The sequence below is a fragment of the Mesobacillus subterraneus genome (assembly GCF_023715485.1).
GTDB classification, from domain to species: domain Bacteria; phylum Bacillota; class Bacilli; order Bacillales; family Cytobacillaceae; genus Mesobacillus; species Mesobacillus subterraneus_B.
In genome coordinates this window covers 39,441-58,181 of the sequence record NZ_JAMBOF010000007.1, presented here as the reverse complement: position 1 = coordinate 58,181, position 18,741 = coordinate 39,441, and the positions used below count along the sequence as shown (strand labels likewise).

At 42.5% G+C, this 18,741-nt stretch carries 22 protein-coding genes; 14 read left to right on the top strand and 8 right to left on the bottom strand.

The window, feature by feature from the left end; all coding sequences use genetic code 11:
- Positions 1–39 precede the first annotated feature (39 nt).
- The 5 genes from M3204_RS11655 (at position 40) to M3204_RS11635 (ending at position 3,149) form a co-directional block, all read left to right on the top strand.
- A complete protein-coding gene (locus M3204_RS11655) occupies positions 40–1,269 on the top strand; it encodes a DUF438 domain-containing protein (protein WP_251481778.1) in 1,230 nt (409 codons plus the stop codon).
- A 426-nt stretch (positions 1,270–1,695) separates the two neighbouring features.
- Complete coding sequence (locus tag M3204_RS11650) at positions 1,696–2,202, top strand: DUF2269 family protein (RefSeq protein WP_251481775.1); 507 nt, start codon at positions 1,696–1,698, stop codon at positions 2,200–2,202.
- Positions 2,203–2,367: 165 nt separating this feature from the next.
- The gene (locus M3204_RS11645; protein ID WP_251481772.1) at positions 2,368–2,583 is read left to right on the top strand and encodes a DUF1659 domain-containing protein; all 216 of its coding nucleotides are present in this window, start codon (positions 2,368–2,370) and stop codon (positions 2,581–2,583) included.
- 36 nt (positions 2,584–2,619) lie between these two features.
- Positions 2,620–2,838: a DUF2922 domain-containing protein gene (locus M3204_RS11640; protein ID WP_251481770.1), complete on the top strand. Its 219-nt coding sequence runs from the start codon at positions 2,620–2,622 to the stop codon at positions 2,836–2,838.
- A gap of 110 nt (positions 2,839–2,948) precedes the next feature.
- On the top strand, positions 2,949–3,149 hold the full coding sequence (locus M3204_RS11635; RefSeq protein ID WP_251481767.1) for a YvrJ family protein: 201 nt from the start codon (positions 2,949–2,951) through the stop codon (positions 3,147–3,149).
- Positions 3,150–3,406: 257 nt separating this feature from the next.
- Here M3204_RS11635 and M3204_RS11630 read toward each other — a convergent pair whose 3' ends face one another.
- Positions 3,407–4,024, bottom strand: coding sequence for an acetate uptake transporter (locus tag M3204_RS11630; protein ID WP_251481764.1), 618 nt, complete (start codon positions 4,022–4,024; stop codon positions 3,407–3,409).
- A 958-nt stretch (positions 4,025–4,982) separates the two neighbouring features.
- On the opposite strand from M3204_RS11630, the gene M3204_RS11625 reads away from it, so the two are divergent.
- Positions 4,983–5,258: a transporter suffix domain-containing protein gene (locus M3204_RS11625; RefSeq protein ID WP_251481760.1), complete on the top strand. Its 276-nt coding sequence runs from the start codon at positions 4,983–4,985 to the stop codon at positions 5,256–5,258.
- A 39-nt stretch (positions 5,259–5,297) separates the two neighbouring features.
- Here M3204_RS11625 and M3204_RS11620 read toward each other — a convergent pair whose 3' ends face one another.
- Together M3204_RS11620 and M3204_RS11615 are read right to left on the bottom strand one after the other, a co-directional pair.
- Entirely contained in the window at positions 5,298–6,170 is an 873-nt protein-coding gene (locus M3204_RS11620) for an AraC family transcriptional regulator (RefSeq protein WP_251481758.1), read from the bottom strand.
- Between the two features lie 283 nt (positions 6,171–6,453).
- A complete protein-coding gene (locus M3204_RS11615; RefSeq protein WP_251481755.1) occupies positions 6,454–6,777 on the bottom strand; it encodes a winged helix-turn-helix transcriptional regulator in 324 nt (107 codons plus the stop codon).
- Positions 6,778–6,945: 168 nt separating this feature from the next.
- Here M3204_RS11615 and M3204_RS11610 point away from each other — a divergent pair, with 168 nt between their 5' ends.
- Both M3204_RS11610 and M3204_RS11605 read left to right on the top strand, forming a co-directional pair.
- On the top strand, positions 6,946–7,443 hold the full coding sequence (locus tag M3204_RS11610; RefSeq protein ID WP_251481753.1) for a lactoylglutathione lyase family protein: 498 nt from the start codon (positions 6,946–6,948) through the stop codon (positions 7,441–7,443).
- 15 nt (positions 7,444–7,458) lie between these two features.
- Positions 7,459–8,439 carry a zinc-binding dehydrogenase gene (locus tag M3204_RS11605; protein WP_251481751.1) on the top strand — a complete coding sequence of 327 codons (981 nt, stop codon included), beginning with the start codon at positions 7,459–7,461 and terminating at the stop codon, positions 8,437–8,439.
- 40 nt (positions 8,440–8,479) lie between these two features.
- On the opposite strand, the gene M3204_RS11600 is transcribed toward M3204_RS11605, so the two are convergent.
- Positions 8,480–9,214, bottom strand: a complete 735-nt coding sequence (locus M3204_RS11600; protein ID WP_251481748.1) for a sulfite exporter TauE/SafE family protein — start codon at positions 9,212–9,214, stop codon at positions 8,480–8,482.
- A gap of 396 nt (positions 9,215–9,610) precedes the next feature.
- On the opposite strand from M3204_RS11600, the gene M3204_RS11595 reads away from it, so the two are divergent.
- On the top strand, positions 9,611–11,152 hold the full coding sequence (locus M3204_RS11595) for a vanadium-dependent haloperoxidase (protein ID WP_251481745.1): 1,542 nt from the start codon (positions 9,611–9,613) through the stop codon (positions 11,150–11,152).
- Between the two features lie 402 nt (positions 11,153–11,554).
- Here M3204_RS11595 and M3204_RS11590 read toward each other — a convergent pair whose 3' ends face one another.
- A complete protein-coding gene (locus M3204_RS11590) occupies positions 11,555–13,030 on the bottom strand; it encodes a c-type cytochrome (protein ID WP_251481743.1) in 1,476 nt (491 codons plus the stop codon).
- Between the two features lie 488 nt (positions 13,031–13,518).
- Between M3204_RS11590 and sda the strand changes: the two genes are divergently transcribed.
- Complete coding sequence (gene sda / locus M3204_RS23865) at positions 13,519–13,653, top strand: sporulation histidine kinase inhibitor Sda (RefSeq protein ID WP_353056037.1); 135 nt, start codon at positions 13,519–13,521, stop codon at positions 13,651–13,653.
- 65 nt (positions 13,654–13,718) lie between these two features.
- On the opposite strand, the gene yiaA is transcribed toward sda, so the two are convergent.
- Positions 13,719–14,189 carry an inner membrane protein YiaA gene (yiaA, locus tag M3204_RS11585; RefSeq protein ID WP_251481740.1) on the bottom strand — a complete coding sequence of 157 codons (471 nt, stop codon included), beginning with the start codon at positions 14,187–14,189 and terminating at the stop codon, positions 13,719–13,721.
- 193 nt (positions 14,190–14,382) lie between these two features.
- Between yiaA and M3204_RS11580 the strand changes: the two genes are divergently transcribed.
- Positions 14,383–15,279, top strand: coding sequence for a carbohydrate kinase family protein (locus M3204_RS11580; RefSeq protein WP_251481737.1), 897 nt, complete (start codon positions 14,383–14,385; stop codon positions 15,277–15,279).
- 73 nt (positions 15,280–15,352) lie between these two features.
- Here M3204_RS11580 and M3204_RS11575 read toward each other — a convergent pair whose 3' ends face one another.
- On the bottom strand, positions 15,353–15,826 hold the full coding sequence (locus M3204_RS11575) for a GyrI-like domain-containing protein (protein ID WP_251481735.1): 474 nt from the start codon (positions 15,824–15,826) through the stop codon (positions 15,353–15,355).
- A 197-nt stretch (positions 15,827–16,023) separates the two neighbouring features.
- Here M3204_RS11575 and M3204_RS11570 point away from each other — a divergent pair, with 197 nt between their 5' ends.
- The gene (locus M3204_RS11570; protein WP_251481732.1) at positions 16,024–16,464 is read left to right on the top strand and encodes a YtoQ family protein; all 441 of its coding nucleotides are present in this window, start codon (positions 16,024–16,026) and stop codon (positions 16,462–16,464) included.
- Positions 16,465–16,583: 119 nt separating this feature from the next.
- Positions 16,584–16,742 carry a hypothetical protein gene (locus tag M3204_RS11565; RefSeq protein WP_251481730.1) on the top strand — a complete coding sequence of 53 codons (159 nt, stop codon included), beginning with the start codon at positions 16,584–16,586 and terminating at the stop codon, positions 16,740–16,742.
- A 204-nt stretch (positions 16,743–16,946) separates the two neighbouring features.
- Here M3204_RS11565 and M3204_RS11560 read toward each other — a convergent pair whose 3' ends face one another.
- Positions 16,947–17,840 (bottom strand): GNAT family N-acetyltransferase, encoded by an 894-nt coding sequence (locus M3204_RS11560; RefSeq protein WP_251481727.1) that lies wholly within the window; start codon positions 17,838–17,840, stop codon positions 16,947–16,949.
- Between the two features lie 222 nt (positions 17,841–18,062).
- Between M3204_RS11560 and M3204_RS11555 the strand changes: the two genes are divergently transcribed.
- Complete coding sequence (locus M3204_RS11555; protein WP_251481724.1) at positions 18,063–18,737, top strand: DNA alkylation repair protein; 675 nt, start codon at positions 18,063–18,065, stop codon at positions 18,735–18,737.
- Positions 18,738–18,741 lie beyond the last annotated feature (4 nt).

Sequence of the window (18,741 nt, the reverse complement as noted above, 5' to 3'; positions counted from 1 at the left end):
TTATATAAAATCCGTATTCACTCTGGAAGGAGATTTCTCATGAGCGAAATGATCAATAACCGTGAACTTAAATCAATGGATCCGTCGAAACGCAAGGTGATGTTAAAACAAATCTTCAAAGATCTGCATAACGGGAAAAATATCGATGAGGTCAAAGCCCATTTTGATGCCTTTATCGGTAAGATTACAATCGATGAAATCTCTCAGCTTCAGCATGATGAGCTGGATGAGGGGGATCTTTCTGTTGCAGAAATGCAGCGCTTATACTCAGCGCATGCAGCCCTCTTCAAAGGGGCAATTGAAGAAATTCCTTCAGACAAACGGCCTGAAGATCAGCCTGGACATCCGGTTCACACATTCAAATTGGAAAACAAAGAAATTGATAAGCTTCTGAAGTCCAGGCTTCAAGTGCATTTAGAGCAATTTGCAAAAGAAGATAGCGAAGAGAATGTGAACTTGCTTATGGAAGATTGCAACTTATTATTCGATATCGATAAACATTACAGCCGCAAGGAAAATTTGATTTTCCCTTATTTAGAAACGTATGGCATCTACGGACCGACGACGAATATGTGGAGGATCGATGATTTCATCCGTGATGCGATCAAGGATGCCAAAGTAAAACTGGAAGAGTACCACGGTGACAAAAACAGCGTCATTGAAGTGTTCAATTTTATCATCAGAGAAGTTAGCGAGATGATTTACAAGGAAGAACACATTCTCTTCCCGATGGCTTTGAAAAACTTAACGGAGGATGAATGGATCAAAATAGCGCATGAAAGTGATGAAATTGGCTTCTGCCTGACAGGGCCTGCCAAAGAATTCAGGCCTGAAAGAAAAGCACTCGATGCTAAGGCGATTTCCGAGGGCTATATCAAAATGGAAACTGGCATCCTATCATTAAAGCAGCTCGAACTGCTTTTAAACCACCTGCCAGTAGACATCACATTCATTGACCAGGATGACGTCGTCCGCTACTTCTCCCATGGAAAAGAGCGAATCTTCGCCCGGACAAAAGCAGTCATCGGCCGCACCGTCCAGAACTGCCATCCGCCAAGGAGCGTCCATGTCGTCGAAGAACTTCTCGCAGACTTCAAAGCAGGCAAAAAAGACTCTGAAGACTTCTGGATCAAATTCCGCGACAAATATGTATATATCCGCTACTTTGCAATCCGTGACGAGAACAGCCAGTACATGGGCACGCTGGAATTCACGCAAAATATTGATCCGATTCAAGCAATTGAAGGTGAAAAGCGGATTTTATCCTAAACTCCGGCAGCTTCTTTGCTATCATTCCTATTGTTCGGCCCATAGTCTATATGAGAATAAAAGGTAACAGCCTTTCACGGCTGTTACCTATTTTTTTTAAAGGCTGTATTAAAGGTCATTGTTGATTTTTAAGCTCTATTGATTGGAGTGGAAGGCGCGAAGACTCCTGCGGGATGAACGGGTCAGGGGAGACCCCGCAGGAGTGAAGCGACGAGGAGGCTCCCCGGGCCGCCCGCGGAAAGCGAAGCGCCTGGAACGCAAATCAACGGCCAAGTTTAACAGAGCTTTTTAAAAATAAGACCTCAGCAGTAGTCATCATTAAGGCTGGGGCACATTATGAAATTCTTTTCTGCCTATTATAATGAGAAACGTCAATACAGCACGACAACTATTGATTAGTAAAATAACAAGTTGGAGGCATAGAAAATGAGGAAAATCGGTCCTAAAGGGATGAAGTGGCTGAAAATCATTCACGTCTTTCTAGTTGTATTATTCTTTGGGGGAATATTGAGTTCACTGGCGTTAAATTTGCATATTGATTTTACAGAATATGATGAGTCATACCTCGGCTATAAAAACCTGGTCATAATTAGTGACAATATTGTCAGATGGGGGGCAATCGGCACTTTACTAGTGGGTTTCACATATGGATTTTTCACCAATTGGGGATTTTTCAAGCATAAATGGGTTGGTGTGAAATTTATTCTTTATATGATTCAAACGATTGTCGGGATATTTGTTGTCGATAAATTGATGGTAGCAAATATGGAACTATTGGAAACTCAAAAAGAATTAGCTTTAAGTAATCCTGTCTTCATACAAAATCACGAAATAAGACAATATGCGGTTTACTTCCAAGTCGTCGTCACGATTTTCATCTTTATTATTTCCTTTTTAAAACCCTGGAAAAAGAAAAAGCTTCAATCAAAATAATACGTGGTTAATTAAGTCCACGCTTTTATAGTTTTATCTAATCCTAGTAACCTTTGCTTCCCCTCTAAATTCTATGAATAGAGTGGTAGTGACTGAAAAATATTCCACCACCCTGTCCTTTTCCCCTCCCCACCTGTATATAGAAGGTGAAAGGAGGTGAGACACATGGCAATGGCAATGTTGAAGGGGTCAAATATCAGATTGATGTTTGAGACTGGGATTGATGAAAAGGGAGAACCGATCTTCAAGGGCAAGACTTACAGCAATGTAAAAAAGGAAGCTACTGCTGACCAGGTTCAGCAGGCGGCACTCGCTTTAGGAGGCCTTAGTGCTAACACGCTAAGTTCCGTTGAGCGTAATGACAGCTTTGATATCATCTAATTTAACACTCTACTAATCTAATAGGAGGTGAAAAACATGGCTAAAACACTTGAGTTGCAATTTGCCACCGACCTTGGCAAATACGCCAAGCTAACGGTTGATAACCCGAAGGAGCCGATCGATCCAGCAGCAGTCAAGCTTGCAATGGAGCAAATCATCGCGTCCAATGCGTTCTTGCCTACAAACGGTACCCTTGTTGCCGTTGACAGTGCACGTGTCGTCGAACGCAACGTATCCGAATACGAACTAGTGTAATAAGAAAAGCGTAAGCGCCTTGGTCGCTAGAGCTGGACAATTCTAAACGAGAGCCGGTCTTCCTTTAGGGACCGGCTTTTATTGTAAAAAAACGAAAAGGAGGAAAAGCAATGGAGCAGCTGATTCCATTCATCAGCGAGGTTGGGTTTCCGATTGTCGTGACACTGTACTTGCTTCACCGAATTGAAGCAAAACTTGATACAGTCGTCCAATCGATTCAGAGCCTGCCCGCCAGATTGCAGGAAAGGCCTGTACCCGAGCCGGTTTATTCCGCCAATGTCACCCAGAACACGATCCGTGAGATAAATTAGCTGAAGACCATCTCTCTTTAAAAGGAGGGGTGGTCTTTAATTTTCAGCCTGGAACTGCTTGGAAACCTGTCTGCATCAAAGGAAATCCAATTTAATCAAACGTTTGATTAAATGTATCTGAGCCCTTATCACATATGAATTTTTGCACCGGCAGTGATTCATTTCCGGTTAAGTTACCCCTTTTCCACTCAACCCACCCTTTTCATATTCTCATAAACAAAAAAGGCGCTTAGCAATATGCTTAGCACCCTTTCCTCTTACTTCTTAAAAATCCCGAATGGCTTACCAATAGGCAGAACAACTCTTCCAAAGTGGGTATTCAGCACATTCGCTGCTGATCCGTAGAATGACAGAATCGCAATGCTCATTTCAGCCACGGCCGCCAGCATATGGGACGCCTCATGGAAGATATCAAATGAACTTAGTGAAAGTCCAATAAACAAGAAATCGATTAATACGAAGATAAAGAATAAGACTTTATTTGTTTCTAGGGCTCCCACCGTCATGAAGACACTGAAAATCAAATAGCCGATGAAGGCCATTCCCAATTGCTTCGCATCACCATCGGAAGCGAGGCTTTCACCGAAAAATCCTAACTGAATCAGCCAAGTCGTTCCGACACCGAACCAGAAAAGTCCGAACGCGCCAAAAGCTGTCATTCCAAATATATTATTATGCTTGCCATCAAGGACCGCAGCATAAAGCTGTGCTAGTCCACCAAGGAAAATAGCCCATGGAATGATGAGAGATACGCCATCTGTCAATCCCAGTTTCTGAGACGATGCCACCAATGTAACCATCGCCAGTCCAAATAAACCAAGCGCTGATGGATCTGCTGTTGTAATTTTAATCTGTGTTTGATTCTTAGTATCCATTTCTGCCTCCTATAAAAAACATACTTTTGTACTTTACAGGATTCAAGTATACGAGTCAATATGATTTATTTGTCAGTTGCTGCGTTTGATCATCTTCCTTCACTTCTATATTCGTAAAAAGAAGAAAATTAGTTTTAAATGTTAGCCTCCTTTAACCGTTTCTCTTCCGCCAAGAGCATTTCGGGTAATGCAGCACGGCTGCTTTTACCGTTTCTCCTCCGCCAAGAGCATTTCGGGTAATGCAGCACGGCTGCTTTTACCGTTTCTCCTCTACCAAGACTATTTCGGGTAATGCAGCATGGCTGCTTTTACCGTTTCTTCTCCTCCAAGAGCATTTAGGTTAATGCAGCACGGCTGCTTTTACCGTTTCTCCTCCGCCAAGAGCATTTAGGGTAATGCAGCACGGCTGTTTTTACCGTTTCTCCTCCACCAAGAGCATTTCGGGCAATGCAGCACGGCTGCTTTTACCGTTTCTCCTCCGCCAAGAGCATTTCGGGCAATGCAGCACGGCTGCTTTTACCGTTTCTCCTCCGCCAAGAGCATTTCGGGTAATGCAGCACGGCTGCTTTTACCGTTTTTCCTCCGCCAAGAGCATTTCGGGCAATGCAGCACGGCTGCTTTTACCGTTTCTCCTCCGCCAAGAGCATTTCGGGTAATGCAGCACGGCTGCTTTTACCGTTTCTCCCCCGCCAAGAGCATTTCGGGCAATGCAGCACGGCTGCTTTTACCGTTTCTCCTCCTCCAAGAGCATTTCGGGTAATGCAGCACGGCTACTTTTACCGTTTCTCCTCCGCCAAGAGCATTTCGGGTAATGCAGAGGGAGTTTCTCCCCAGCCCACTTAAGCAAGCGCCGAAACAATCTCGGGCATAGTGAATCTGTGGTAAACTATTTAATGTAGCTCATCAGCCGATTGAAGCGGTTAGTCCAAATCAAAGCTACATTATTTTCCGGAGGTTTATGATGCAAACCGAACCTAAAGTTAAAAAAACTTTGCTATATAAAATCGGGATGTCCCTGATTATTTCATCCATCATTTTTTGGGTGATTCCATTTGGCATTCCTTTTCTGCCGCTTTCCAGTAAAATGAAGGTCATCAGTATAACAAGCAGTTTGGTCCTTGCTGAAGTGGTTTTCTGGGTTGGGGCTATCATGGTTGGGAAGGAAGTTGCAGGAAAAATAAGAAAGTACTTCAACCCTAAAAATTGGAGAAAAAAACACAAAGAAGAAGCATAGGGAACTATGCTTCATTTCATTGCCCGGCACAGCCGGCCCTTATTTCCGCCTAACCGGAATCCATATTTCACTCCGGAACTTCGGCGATGTCACATCTTTATGTTCATTCCACAGAATTTCCGGACCTTCAACTTGTTCATAGCTCGAAGACGGGAACCATTCTGAATAGATGCGGCCCCACACATTTTGGAGGGTGTCAGGGAATGGACCTACTGCTTCAAACACTGCCCATGCAGATGGGGCAACTTCAAGTGAAGCCAGATGCTCCGGACACTCCTCCGTTGTCGCTGCGCCAATATAATGATCCAGCTCCCCTTTTCCCTCCATACGTCCCTCGGAAAAGTTCGTGGAAGCACTGATCAATCCCTTAGGCTCTGCATTCGACAGGTCCTTCAGCTCCTGGATTCTTTCCATATTCAAGCTCTTCCACATCTCAGCAATTTCCGGGTTCACCCCGTGATAAATCAATGGCACCCTATCCATGATGCCCACAATGCGGAATGCTTCCTTCTCGACAATTCGATAATTCATTTCAGTTCCTCCCTTTATTGTTAACTGGAAGGTCATCGGCGGATAAGCTTTTAGCGAATGATTTTGATTCCTGGCCTCGGACGGAGTAATCCCATGCAAGCCTTGAAAAGCCCGGGTAAAAGAATCCGGAGACCGGTATCCATACTTTATCGCGACATCAATCACCTTGGCATTACTGTCCTTCAGATCAAATGCCGCTAAAGTTAACTTTCTCCTGCGGATATATTCAGAGAGCGAAACACCAGCCAGGAAGGAGAACATCCTTTTAAAATGGTACTCCGAACAATAAGCCTGCCTCGCCACTTCGCTGAAATCAATCTCCTCCGTCAGGTGATCCTCAACATACTTCAAGGCCTGATTCATATTCTGCAGCATATCCATACAACAACCTCCTTGTAAATCAACAATAACAGGACCTGACACCCTTTACCCGACAATCTATGCACCGTTTTGCAGGGTTAAGCATTTATTGTTCTTTATACCCTTGATGACGGACGATAATTTCGGTTTTCCTTCGATTACAGTCCTTCATAGCCTTGATCACGGATGATAAATTTGTTTTTCAACAGGAATAGGATACGTCCATATGCTAGGAAATTGGTAAAATAACAATACACATCGAGAAGCGTAAGGTATGTCCTCAGGTATCTGTATCTCGTCAAAGTCATTTGCAATCCGGCTCATTCCCCATTCTTCTGTCTCCCCAGGCACACATCATATTCAGGATGTCTTTTAGACTCTCTCCTTCCTCACTGAGGGAGTATTCCACTTTAGGCGGGACTTCATCGTAGACTTTACGATGGATGATTCCGTCTTTTTCTAATTCCCGCAGCTGCTGGGAAAGCATTTTCTTCGTAATGGCAGGCATGCTCCGTTGAAGTTCACTGAAGCGTTTTTCTCCTTCTTTTAACAAACATAAAATGACCACTTTCCACTTTCCGCCGATTACTTCAAGAGTGGCTTCAACTGGCACATTGTATTGTTTCAAGGTTGTACCTCCAAGTTCATTAAAGATATTTTTACGGACATAATAGTCGGGTATACATCAAACAGGGTTACCATTTGGGTACCTGGTTACATAAAAGTGCCGTCTTACATAGTCAGTATCAACTCATTATACTTAAAAAGAACTTTTACTAAAAAGGAGAAGATTCTATTGAACAAACCATATCCGCGTTCTTTTTCACATATTGGATTATCTGTACCGAATATTAAGGAAGCTGTTGAGTTTTATACGGAAGTATTAGGATGGTACGTGATCATGGAGCCATCCGAAGTGGTAGAAGACGATAGTCCGATTGGCCAGATGTGTACCGATGTTTTTGGAATGGGCTGGGGAACGTTTAAAATTGCACACCTTGCCACCTCTGATAAAATCGGCATCGAACTATTTGAATTCCCCAACAACGAAGCGCCGGAGAACAATTTCGAATACTGGAAGACGGGAATTTTCCATTTTTGCGTCCAGGATCCTGATATTGAAGGCCTTGGTGATAAAATCATCGCCCACGGCGGCAAGCAGCGCATGCCAATCCGTGAATATTATCCAAATGAAAAGCCTTATAAAATGGTGTACTGCGAAGACCCATTCGGAAACTTAATTGAAATTTATACACATAGCTATGAGTTGACCTATTCACAGGGTGCTTATTAAAAAGGAGTGACTGTCATGAAAGCTTTGTTGCTAGAGGATAAAGGAAAAGTATTTGAAATGAAAGTGGGCACAGTGGATAAACCGGCTCCCGGTAAAGGGGAAATCCTTGTCAAAATTGTGGCCACTGCCTTAAATCCTGTCGACTATAAAACTGGTAATGGCGGGAATCCGAATTGGACATTCCCGCATATTCTTGGCCTCGATTCAGCTGGGATCGTCGAAGAAGCAGGCACGGATGTCACGAATGTCAAAGTTGGTGACAGAGTCGTCTATCATGGTGATTTAACAAAAAAGGGCGGATTTGCTGAATATGGCGTAACCACAGCTCATACGGTTTCACTGATTCCAGAAGGCATTTCATTTGAAGATGCAGCTGCCCTGCCCACTGCAGGCTATACAGCGTACCAGACCCTGTTTCACAAAATGCATGCTTCCAAAGGACAAACGATTTTAGTTCATGCCGGAGCTGGCGGTGTCGGCGGGTTCGCGATCCAATTAGCCAAGAATGCAGGGCTGACGGTTTTAACAACCGCCTCCTCAGCGAATCATGAATATGTAAGAAGCTTGGGAGCAGATCATGCCATCGACTACCATGAAGAAGATTTTGCAGAAAAAGCCCTGGAAATCACGAATGGGCTCGGTGTCGATTTAGTCCTGGATACAGTAGGACGCGACAATGCGGACAAATCCCTGAAGGCCCTTGCCTTTAATGGACAGATTGCGTTCATTGCCGGACCTCCCAATGTGAATGACGCCATCTCATTTGCACATCCATTATCTTTTCACCAAGTCGCGTTGGGAAGCGTCCACCAATCCAATAACATGAACGAACAGCGAAAACTGGCAGAAATGGGGGACCACATGCTTTCACTTCTTCAAGATGGAAAAATAAATGCTCTTGTTGAGAAAGTCATTTCGCTAGAGGAAGTACCTGAAGCATTGGCCGAACTGTCAACCCGTCGAGTCAAAGGAAAGATTGTCGCCAAAATAAACTGATTTCAAAGGAAGCAAAGGGACGTATCCTTTGCTTCCTTTTTTAAATCACTCTCTCCAAAAAAATCTGAACAATCAATGCCACTGTCATCACCCTTAAGATTGGTTTTACGTGGCTGGGCTTCAGTTTGTCAGCCATCCTGACGCCGATTTGCGCACCTGTCAATGAACCCAGCATCAGGGCAATGGTCACTGGCCAGATCACGTTGTCAGTTGAGATATAAGTGAGAGCTGCTCCAAAACAGCTTGAAAAGGTCGCAAGCCGGACATACCCAACCGCTCGTATGTAGGCAATGTTCAGATGACCCAGCAAATAAAACATCAAAGTGCCTTGTCCCGGACCGAAAAGCCCATCGTACAATCCGATTCCATATAAGCCGGCGACACTTTTTCCAGAAACCTTCAACCCCTCATCTCCTGAGAAATTCCCTTTTCCCAGAAATGATGCAATAAAAGCAAATACCAGCAAACAAATCGCAACCATATACATATTTTCACTTGAGATTTTGGAAGCAATGAATCCCCCGCTGACGCCTCCGACCAAGCTGACAGGCACAATCCAGAAAGATTCCCTGAACGTGATTTTCTTTTCCCTAAAAAGGTGATAGTAGCTAGAGAAAGAGCTGAACGTATTGGAGACTTTATTCGCTGCGATCGCAGAATGCACTGGGATTCCCAGGACGAGCATAGCCGGCAAGTTAATTAAGCCCCCACCTCCCGCCAGGGTTCCGATCGTGGTTGCAATAACTCCGATGATAAAAAGGATGATATAATCCATTTTTATCCACCTCCTGCGTTCATTATATTCCCATCATTACCATAAGGGAATTTAATGTTTTGAATGGAAATCGATAAGAAAAAGTTATTATAATTGCCAGACCCGTTGTTCTGTTTAACATTTTATTCTAACTAAAGAACCGTGTTTCAAAAACGAGATAGGTACGTTTACTTGTCTCGTTTTAAATTACAAAGTGACATTATCGCTCTGCTGCCATTCTCTTTGCGGTACGAATACCACTCCACTATTAACCAATTTTCTATACAATTGTATCTCCCGATTATTAAGGGGCATATGATGAAAGGATACTACTGTTCGTCCATTTGGTTAACGGTAGTTGAACATCTGAATAAGCAGGGTGAGAAAATGCGAAGAAGAAATAGAAGAAAAAATAGAATGAGAAAACATTGTGAAAAAAAGTGTTACCTTGGCCCCTTATCTGCAAAAGAGCGCAATGAGAAGGCTTTTACTATTCGATATGAAGCTGCAGAAGACCAGAGAAACGCTCATCTTTCACGGCCTGTATGTAACGGAGACGAATGGTTATATCCTAAGAAAATAGCAAACTTCTCAAAAGGATTGCCTCATAATTCTCTTGGAGAAGTGGACATGAATTCCTACAACCGTTATATAAAAGCTCTTAATAGCGGTAAAGTGAGTGATTTCAATTCCATACCAATGGGTGGCCCTGTAAAACTTTCAAATCCGCAGGCTGCTTATGCATTGGATTTAATTGGATCTGACAGCCATAAAATGAATCTGGCTGTGCCCCCAACATTCAGCAGTGCATGGCAGGCAGGTGAAATGGCAGAAGTCTACTGGCAGGCACTCACCCGTGATGTGTCTTTTTCAGAATACAGTAGAAACCCTCTCACAAAGGCAGCAGCAGCCGAACTATCGAGACTATCAGATTTTCGCGGACCAAAAAGCAATGGTGAAGTTACGACGGAGACTTTGTTCCGCGGAAATACACCTGGTGATCTCGCAGGACCTTATATCTCACAGTTCCTTTGGAAGGACATTCCTTTTGGAGCCAAAACCATTACACAGCAATATCGCACTACGCTCCCCGACTCTTACCACTTGACTTCATATGATGCCTGGCTGAACATTCAGAATGGGGGTTCTTCCGAGGCTCCCAAATACGATCTGAAATCTCGATATATTCGCAATGGACGTGATTTATCAGCATATGTCCATCAAGACTTCTCTTATCAAGGTCCGCTTTCTGCCTGTTTGATTCTACTCAGCTTTGGAAAAGAAGCCATTGCCCAAACCAATCCATATATGAATTCAGCAACAGAAGGAGGATTTGTCACGTTTGGCGCTGCCCATATTCTCGACCTAGTAGCCAAAGTAACTAGAGCCGCACTAGAAGCGGCCTGGTGTCAAAAATTCCTGATTCATCGGAGACTACGGCCGGAAGAATTCGGAGGACGCGTCCATAATCATTTAACCGGGGAAACTTGTTACCCCTTCCACAAAGAACTATTGGAATCTCAGGTCGTTCAACAAACCTTCAAACAGTTTGGTACCTACTTATTGCCCATGGCCTATCCAGAAGGCTGTCCTACGCACCCTGCCTATCCAGCCGGGCACGCCTGCTTGGCCGGAGCAGGAGCGACAGTGCTAAAAGCCTTTTTCAATGAAAACTTTCATATCCCGAATCCAGTAGAAGCAAACTCTGATGGATTATCATTAATTCCTTACGGAGACACACCCCTGACAATAGGGGGAGAATTAAATAAACTCGCCTCCAACATCGCATTAGGCAGAGACACAGCCGGAGTCCATTGGCGTTCTGATGGGATTGAGGGTTTAAAACTGGGAGAAACAGTCGCCATAGAAATACTCAAGGACTATAGTAAAACCTATAATGAGAGATTTTGCGGATTTACCCTCACGAAATTTGATGGCACTACAATTACCATCAAATAATAAATAAAAATAGTGCCTGCCACTACCCATAGAAGTCGATACTTTCGACAAAAACCGAGTGGTGACAGGCACTTGATTTTAAAGTAATCATCTGTACCTTTTATTGTATCCTCAACCCACAAACTTTCTTTTGTAGTCAGCATAGGTCTCGATTCTCTCCTCCAAAAGACCATAAAAATTTTTGCTGCATCAGGAAAAACAGAAGTGGTGGGACGGTACTGCTGTTCTACGAATTTACTCATATTAACATTTTATGAAACATGGGAACCGTCCCCCTGTGATTCGTGAGATATTCTACACTCTGAATTGCAAGTGTAGTTCAAATTGATACTCAAAGAAAAAACAGCCTAATCCATTAACCGAATCAGGCTGTTTCATTTTTTATGCTGGATGTGAGAAAAATTACTTTTTCTCAGAAAGCCAGTTGGCCAGGATCTTAGCGTCTGTGTCAGATATAAGCCCGCTAGGCATCATGCCTTTGCCGTTTTTGATGGTTTCGAAGATTTCTGTCTTTGTCTTTTTCCCGCCAATTGCATTCAGGGCCGGACCATTTCCACCTTCAAGGTTGGAACCGTGGCAAGTAATGCAGCTTTGCTTGTAGAGTTTTTCTCCCGCTTCTGCAACGGAATGTGTTCCTTTTGAATGAACTTCTTCACTTGTCAGGGCAACGTCCCCGCCAAAAGCGGAATACGGTACAAACTGGATTTCATGCGGCACGCCTTCAGCTGGAATTTCAGTGATCAATTCACCGTTTTCGGTATCCCATACCTGGACACCGCTGACTACTTCACCGCCTAGCTGGTAGCTGTACCTTTTGTCCATTCCATGGTTTAGTGTCCATAGCTCTTTTCCATCTGGGCTTACCCCTGTATGCGCAGGAATTGTTGTACCCGTAGAGTTCCAAATCTTTTCATAAGTTGTGGTGTCGACTTTGAAAATATTATTTCCTCCTGTTGTGACATAGGCAAATTTGCCATCAGGGCTGAAAGAAATATGGATCAGCGCTTGTTCAAACTCAATGCTATCCTTTATTTCCAGGGTTGCCACGTCAATAATGATTGCTTTCTTGACTTCCCCGCCTACCGCTACCCAGACATATTTTCCATCAGGAGTTAAATTTACGCCATGGAGGCTGGCTCCTACCGGGATATCCTTGACAACCTCATTCTTCTTCCAATCAATAACAGTAACCTTATCTTCTTGATCTACACTTACAAACAGGTATGGCGAGTCAATCGCTTTGCCATCCCAATACATCGATGGTGAGATATAGTCCGTTCCTTTGCCTGTTGGAAGTTCCTTAATCTTCTTTTTAGCCTGCACATCTATAACTGATACTGTGTCGCCGTATTGATTTGCTACATACAGATACTTATCATCCGGAGACAGGGCAGAATGATGGCCGCCCTTGCCAACAGGTACCCGCCAAAGCTCTTCGAATGTTGCCGGATCAAGCGCAATCGCATAGGAAGGTTCATCATAGTTGAACCAATCAACAGTAAACATCATTTTGAAATCCTTAGTAAAGGTTACTGCATGAGTGTCATGCAGGTTCGGATATTTTTGCTCCGTCCGTTCAAGCTTCGGACCGCCAGCATCAATTGTCGTCACAAGCTTATGGTATTTCGCATCAATGACCCACAGTTTATTGCTTGATCCACCGCCGACAAAAGCAAGACTCTCACTGCCGAACTTGCCTCCTGCCAGCCTTAATTCGAGATCACTTGCTTCATGCTCCTCTCCGTGCACCTCAGTTGTTGCCTTTTTTGTTTTCTCTGCTGCATTAGACTCTGCTTGGGAACACCCGGCCAATAATAACAGCGATGCTGAAACAGTTGCGATACCCATTTTTAAAAACTTTCTATTAACTGACATCATTCTTCTCCTCCATTACATTTTACTTTCTCTTCTCTGAAATTTGAGGACTGGATGATTGGAAAGAACCAACCATGTTTCATACCTAAAGAATGCATTGGAAATTTGCAGAGACTATCGAGAAAAATGCAACAATCGTTGAACAACTGAAAACAGCTATAAAATTTGGCGAATTGGTGAAAAAATTATATTAGCGAATACACAATCCCTTTAACAGTAAACTTCGTTTTATCAACGAAAAAGAGATTCTATCAGCGAAATAGAAATTAAGTAATTTTTCCAATCCTGTCAGCAGGATCAGCCAACATAGCTTGTAAGGTTGAGAGTAAACAATATACATTTCAGGATTACCAGTATAGGTGAAACCCCCAATAGCTATTGAATCAATGTCCAAGTATTAATTCACAAAGTTTTCATATATTTCAGGACCATATTCCAGTAATCCCTATTAATATAGTTATAAAGTTGTATCAATAGGAGATATCCTTTACATGACTACACTAAAAACACTAGATGATGCATTACTACTTACAGCCTACAGAAAAGCCTTACAGTTAAATCTTTCCTCGGATTTTTTGGGAATCCTCAAAAGTGAACTATTGGCCAGAGGATTAATAGCAAATTAGAAAAAAACAACAAAAAAGTGCGCCAATCCTATACGGACTAGCGCACCTTTAATACTTCATCAATATCAATCTCTTTCTCTTGCTCTCTGTGTATCTCGAATATTCTTCTGGACGGTTATCGCTGCAAAAATACTAAGAACGAATGACATAGCATAGAAGCCCTTTTCACTTAAAACTATACTTCCTGCATTGTATAGGCCGATTGCCATCAATGAAATCGATACAATAAGCGCAAACCAGCTGATACCATAATAGATATTCGTAACGGGTATGTCCTCCTCTTTATCTCTCACTGCTTTTTGCAAAGATACCGCTGCATACAGCCCAAATATCAAAACGGCAAAATAATATCCCTTTTCGTTCAGTTGCATCGCTGCATTGAACAAACCGATCAGATAAGCCGAAACCCCAACTAACAGAGCTCCCCAGGAAGCCCCTTTAAATGCCGAAGTTGGTTCCCCCTCTTTCCTTTCCACTCTCACTTTTGGTTTGTTTTGTTCCGCTTTATTTAATAAAACCTCATTCTCATTAGACATAAATGTCTCGCCCCCAACCTTATGTAATATATAGGCACTGCTAAATCTATTATATAGAATATGTTTACAAATAATAGATAAATTTGTAATTTTTCGAAAGATTCTCATAGAGACAAACACAAGAACCGTCACCGTGTTTCTGTTAAAATATCTGTAAAACATGTAGATTGAGAGTGTTGAAAGGAGCCACAACTTGAATAAGAAAGGTATTACATCAATAGGCGAAGCGATCGTTGACTTTATAGCAACAGATCCATCTAATACAACGTTTCAGCGATTATTAGGGGGCGCTACGGTTAATGTAGCTGTCGGGATTAGGAGACATAGCATTCCCTCCTTTTATTTATGCAAGTTGGGGAAGGATGAGACCAGTCAATTTGTTGAGGAAAAATTAATGAAAGAAGATGTTGATCTTTCCTTTAGTTCTTATCATGTAAAAAAGAAAATGTGCTCTGTTTATATTCACTTGAATCCAATTGGAGAGCGTCATTTCCATTCGTACATAAACGAAACTCCTGATGAATGGCTCACCTCGGAGGAACTTGATAAAAAGCCGTTTATGCGCAGTAAGATCTTTTACTTCGGGTCTGGCACTCTTTTTCACCCAATCGCAAGAAAAACAACCGAACAGGCTCTTCAATATGCAAAAGAAGAGAAAATGGAAATAGCTTTTGATACAAATATCCGGCTGAAACGATGGGAAAGCGAGAATCAGTGCAGAGAAACGATTTTATACTATGTTAACAAGGCAGATATCGTAAAAATGACTGAAGATGAGTTACTATTTTTAACAGAAACGGAAACGCTAGAAAAAGGGTTGGCGCATGTAGCGAAAATGGAGATTCCATTCCTTTTTATCACAAAAGGAAAGGACGGAGCGTATGCAATTCATAAACATATTATGGTGCATGTTCCTGGAATTTCAGTTGAGACGGTCGATACAACAGGTGCCGGCGACGCATTTATGGCTGCCCTTCTATCCTGTTTTCATGACAGAGGGATTCCTAAAACCGAAACTCAATTAACGGATTATACCAAGTTTGCAAATAAAGCCGGGGCCCTATCTGCCACAAAATTTGGATCATTATAATTAAACCCTGGCAAAAAACATGGGGCCGGTTCTCTTGTTTTAGAATACAAGAGAACCGGCCCCATGTGCCTTGTTATTTACTTATGGTATCAAACCATTCTACATCTACATTTTCGTGGTCATTCCAACTATAAAACTTTTCTAAATGCCATTTATTTTTTAGCCTTTGATAGTTGTTATCATCAATCCATTTATGTAATTCATTATAAGAATCCATTATTTTGTCATTTGCCCCTTTATGTCTAATAACGGCGTATTTTTGAGATGGGACTATCAGGGTTACCATGCCAGCTGGGATTTCTTCGTACTCGTTCACTTCCACACCAATCCAATACCCATCTTCGTTGGCACATTCATTTTTCACTACAAATGCACCATACTGATGTAAAGGATTCGTAACCTGTTTTATTTCAATAATGCGCTCGCTTAATCGTAAGGATGCTTTGGGTATTTCAACTATATATTGGTCACCAGGACACAAAACTCGAAAACCCACCAACTTAATTTCGCCAAGTTCTGTAATAGACTGTATTTTTGTCACTGACATATTGATCCCCCTCCTTATAATTAAGGGTTTCAATAAAAACTCTCAAATACCTTCTTTTCCATTGAACTCCCCGTAAACACGTGGACGGTTCTCCTGTTCTTGAAACAAGAGAACCTTTCCTCTGCTCCTAATTCCTTTGAATCCTAAGTAAAGTTTTATATGATGAAGCTAGAAAATAATTCTTAGGAGGCGTTTGGATGGAATTAACCGTATATTTAGCGGGACAGATTCACGATGATTGGCGCGATCAGGTGGCAAAAAAAGCGAAGGAAAGAAATCTGCCTTTAGTCTTCGTCGGACCGCAGACAAACCACGACCGATCTGACCAGATCGGCGAGGAAATCCTCGGCAAGCAGCCGGGCAACGTATACAAGGATGACGCAGCGTCAGATATAAACAACTTTAGGACACAAGTCTTAATGGCAAAATCCGATATCGTCATCGCTCTATTCGGCGAAAAATACAAACAATGGAACACCGCCATGGACGCCAGCACCGCCATCGCGATGAATAAACCAACCATCATTGTTAGGCCTGAATCATTGATTCATCCGTTAAAAGAGCTTTCTAATAAAGCGAATGTAACAGTAGAGACTGTTGAACAGGCTTTGGATGTCATCAGTTATATTTATGAATAATCACAAAGGGACGGTTCTTAATAGGAGAACCGTCCCTTTGTCCGTTGAGAGATTTGTGTTTACTGTGTACCTTTTTGTAAATAATAGGTTTGTTAAAACAAAAACCAAGGAGGATTTATATGAAGAAGAAGCAACAAGTTAAAGGAAATTCAGGTTCTGTTATGCAACCTGGATATTCGGGGACAAATGCAGAAAAAGTAAAACAGCAAATCCAAAAAGATGTAGCCGAAGGTCAAGGTGCAATGACTTCCCGGGAGGCAGGAGCAATGCACGACTAAAAACCACTTATAGTGGTTTTTCTTTTTATGGCTACGTAACTAAATGATTGCCAGACAATGACCTCTACAGAGTCAGGGTTTACCATGACACGCAGCTCTGCATCCGTTGATTTGACCTTAAAGGAAAGTGGGCAGGGATGAAATTGTTTCACAAGAGATCCTATAAAGATTCATGAAACACTAGAACCGTCTCCTTGTTCTCTCCTACATTTCATATCGGTAACACACAACCCCTTCTGCCTCCACAAAACCTTCCTGCAGGTATAGGGCTTTTGCTTGTTCGTTGTCTGCATTTACACACAGCACGCATCTTTTGTATCCTTTTTCCTTGGAGAACTGGATTGCCGCCCTTAAGAGGACCCTTCCTAATCCCTTCCCCTGGTATTCCGGCAAAATGGCCAGGGGTCCTATGTTCATAATGGGTGAATCTTCATATTCATCATCCGAACCTCTCACGACTCCCACTGGCTTTTCGTTCTCAAAAAGGATCATCATTCCGCCGTCCAGGTAATCAGACTCTGACGGCATTTTCGCGACCATTTCAGGCGTAATCGCCGTCTCACTTCCCTTCAGGTCCGAGAACGCAGCATTCCTTACCATGCACCAGGCATCCTCATCCGTGCCAGGTCTGAAACTCCTAATCTCAAAGCCTTCTGGAATAGACGGTTCACGAACTTCCAAATCCTCCCTGACCAGCAGAAAGGTATACCTCTCAACGTCAAACTTCAGCTTCTCCATGACATCCTTCAATTTCTGATTGAGCAAGGGTACAAATAAAAAAACATGATCCAATGACTTTGTATGCTTCAATATCTCCTCGAACAGTTGTTTATAGTACTGGCCGTCATGCGATTCCGAATGAAAAATCCGGAACCTGGCCCTTTTTCCTCTACGATGATAGTCATCCAGAATTAGAGAGGCAGCTCCCTTTATGTTCCCGCTTGAGTCAGTCAAGATATAGGTAGGATTTTCGCCATCAATCTTAAAATTATGTAAGTCCTCATCATACAAAAAGGAATCATCCAGTTCCTTTCGATGTTTTTTACAGTATTCTTTCAAGTTTTCAAGTTGCTCCATTTTTAGTGCTTCGACCTTCATGATTATCCCTTCCTTATAACAGTTGCTCTTTCATTGTTAAACCTTCTATTTTATAACAAATCTATATTCTTTAATTTGCAGAATTATCCTGCTTTTAAGGCGAAGATTTTCAATATCCAAGACTCGAGGAAGATGTTCTTTTACCGCAAGAAATAGGTGCTTCCCATTTAGGTAAACTATACAATAAAGATATTAAATAAATCATGAGATGGTGGAGCTAAAGTGGAAAACTATGTTGACGCGTTATATGAAGCGGCCCTCAAACACCGGAATAGCGAGGAAGCAATCAAGCTATCCAATTACATGCGGAATCAATTTAAGTTCATTGGGCTGAGGTCTCCACAATTGAAGGAAGTATTCAAACAGCATGTGAAGACATACGGCTTGCCGCCAAAAGAAGAATTACATGAGGTGATTACTTCCCTCTGGGAGCTGGAAGAACGAGAAATGCAGATTGCCGGGCTCTACCTGTTAGATTTAATGAAAAAACAGTTCACAGAGGATGATCTCGAGCTGCTTGAACACATAATCACGACCAAGCCTTGGTGGGACACGATCGACCACATAGCGAAAAAACATTTCGGATACTATCTTGAAAAATTCCCGCAGCACCGGCAGCAAATCATCGACAGATGGATCGCCTCCGGCCACCTCTGGCTGATCCGCTCCTGTATCCTATTCCAATTAGGTTATAAGGAAAGAACCGACGCGGCTATGCTCGAGGACATTATTGCAAGAACCTGCCATACAAACGAATTTTTCATCAATAAAGCAATTGGCTGGGCATTAAGAGAATACGCAAAACAGAACCCTGAGAAAGTCATCGAAATTTCTGATACATATCCCCTGTCAAACTTAAGCAGGAGAGAAGCTTTGAAGCATATTGGGAAAGATTGAAAAA

What these genes read in the sequence shown, in the direction of transcription:
- M3204_RS11600 (WP_251481748.1), bottom strand. Translation starts at nt 9,214, where the DNA reads ATGGATTATATCATCCTTTTTATCATCGGAGTTATTGCAACCACGATC.
- M3204_RS11630 (WP_251481764.1), bottom strand. Translation starts at nt 4,024, where the DNA reads ATGGATACTAAGAATCAAACACAGATTAAAATTACAACAGCAGATCCA.
- M3204_RS11560 (WP_251481727.1), bottom strand. Translation starts at nt 17,840, where the DNA reads ATGAAGGTCGAAGCACTAAAAATGGAGCAACTTGAAAACTTGAAAGAA.
- sda (WP_353056037.1), top strand. Translation starts at nt 13,519, where the DNA reads ATGACTACACTAAAAACACTAGATGATGCATTACTACTTACAGCCTAC.
- M3204_RS11565 (WP_251481730.1), top strand. Translation starts at nt 16,584, where the DNA reads ATGAAGAAGAAGCAACAAGTTAAAGGAAATTCAGGTTCTGTTATGCAA.
- M3204_RS11635 (WP_251481767.1), top strand. Translation starts at nt 2,949, where the DNA reads ATGGAGCAGCTGATTCCATTCATCAGCGAGGTTGGGTTTCCGATTGTC.
- M3204_RS11590 (WP_251481743.1), bottom strand. Translation starts at nt 13,030, where the DNA reads ATGATGTCAGTTAATAGAAAGTTTTTAAAAATGGGTATCGCAACTGTT.
- M3204_RS11620 (WP_251481758.1), bottom strand. Translation starts at nt 6,170, where the DNA reads ATGGATATGCTGCAGAATATGAATCAGGCCTTGAAGTATGTTGAGGAT.
- M3204_RS11650 (WP_251481775.1), top strand. Translation starts at nt 1,696, where the DNA reads ATGAGGAAAATCGGTCCTAAAGGGATGAAGTGGCTGAAAATCATTCAC.
- M3204_RS11640 (WP_251481770.1), top strand. Translation starts at nt 2,620, where the DNA reads ATGGCTAAAACACTTGAGTTGCAATTTGCCACCGACCTTGGCAAATAC.
- M3204_RS11595 (WP_251481745.1), top strand. Translation starts at nt 9,611, where the DNA reads ATGAGAAAACATTGTGAAAAAAAGTGTTACCTTGGCCCCTTATCTGCA.
- M3204_RS11655 (WP_251481778.1), top strand. Translation starts at nt 40, where the DNA reads ATGAGCGAAATGATCAATAACCGTGAACTTAAATCAATGGATCCGTCG.
- yiaA (WP_251481740.1), bottom strand. Translation starts at nt 14,189, where the DNA reads ATGTCTAATGAGAATGAGGTTTTATTAAATAAAGCGGAACAAAACAAA.
- M3204_RS11645 (WP_251481772.1), top strand. Translation starts at nt 2,368, where the DNA reads ATGGCAATGGCAATGTTGAAGGGGTCAAATATCAGATTGATGTTTGAG.
- M3204_RS11625 (WP_251481760.1), top strand. Translation starts at nt 4,983, where the DNA reads ATGATGCAAACCGAACCTAAAGTTAAAAAAACTTTGCTATATAAAATC.
- M3204_RS11575 (WP_251481735.1), bottom strand. Translation starts at nt 15,826, where the DNA reads ATGTCAGTGACAAAAATACAGTCTATTACAGAACTTGGCGAAATTAAG.
- M3204_RS11605 (WP_251481751.1), top strand. Translation starts at nt 7,459, where the DNA reads ATGAAAGCTTTGTTGCTAGAGGATAAAGGAAAAGTATTTGAAATGAAA.
- M3204_RS11570 (WP_251481732.1), top strand. Translation starts at nt 16,024, where the DNA reads ATGGAATTAACCGTATATTTAGCGGGACAGATTCACGATGATTGGCGC.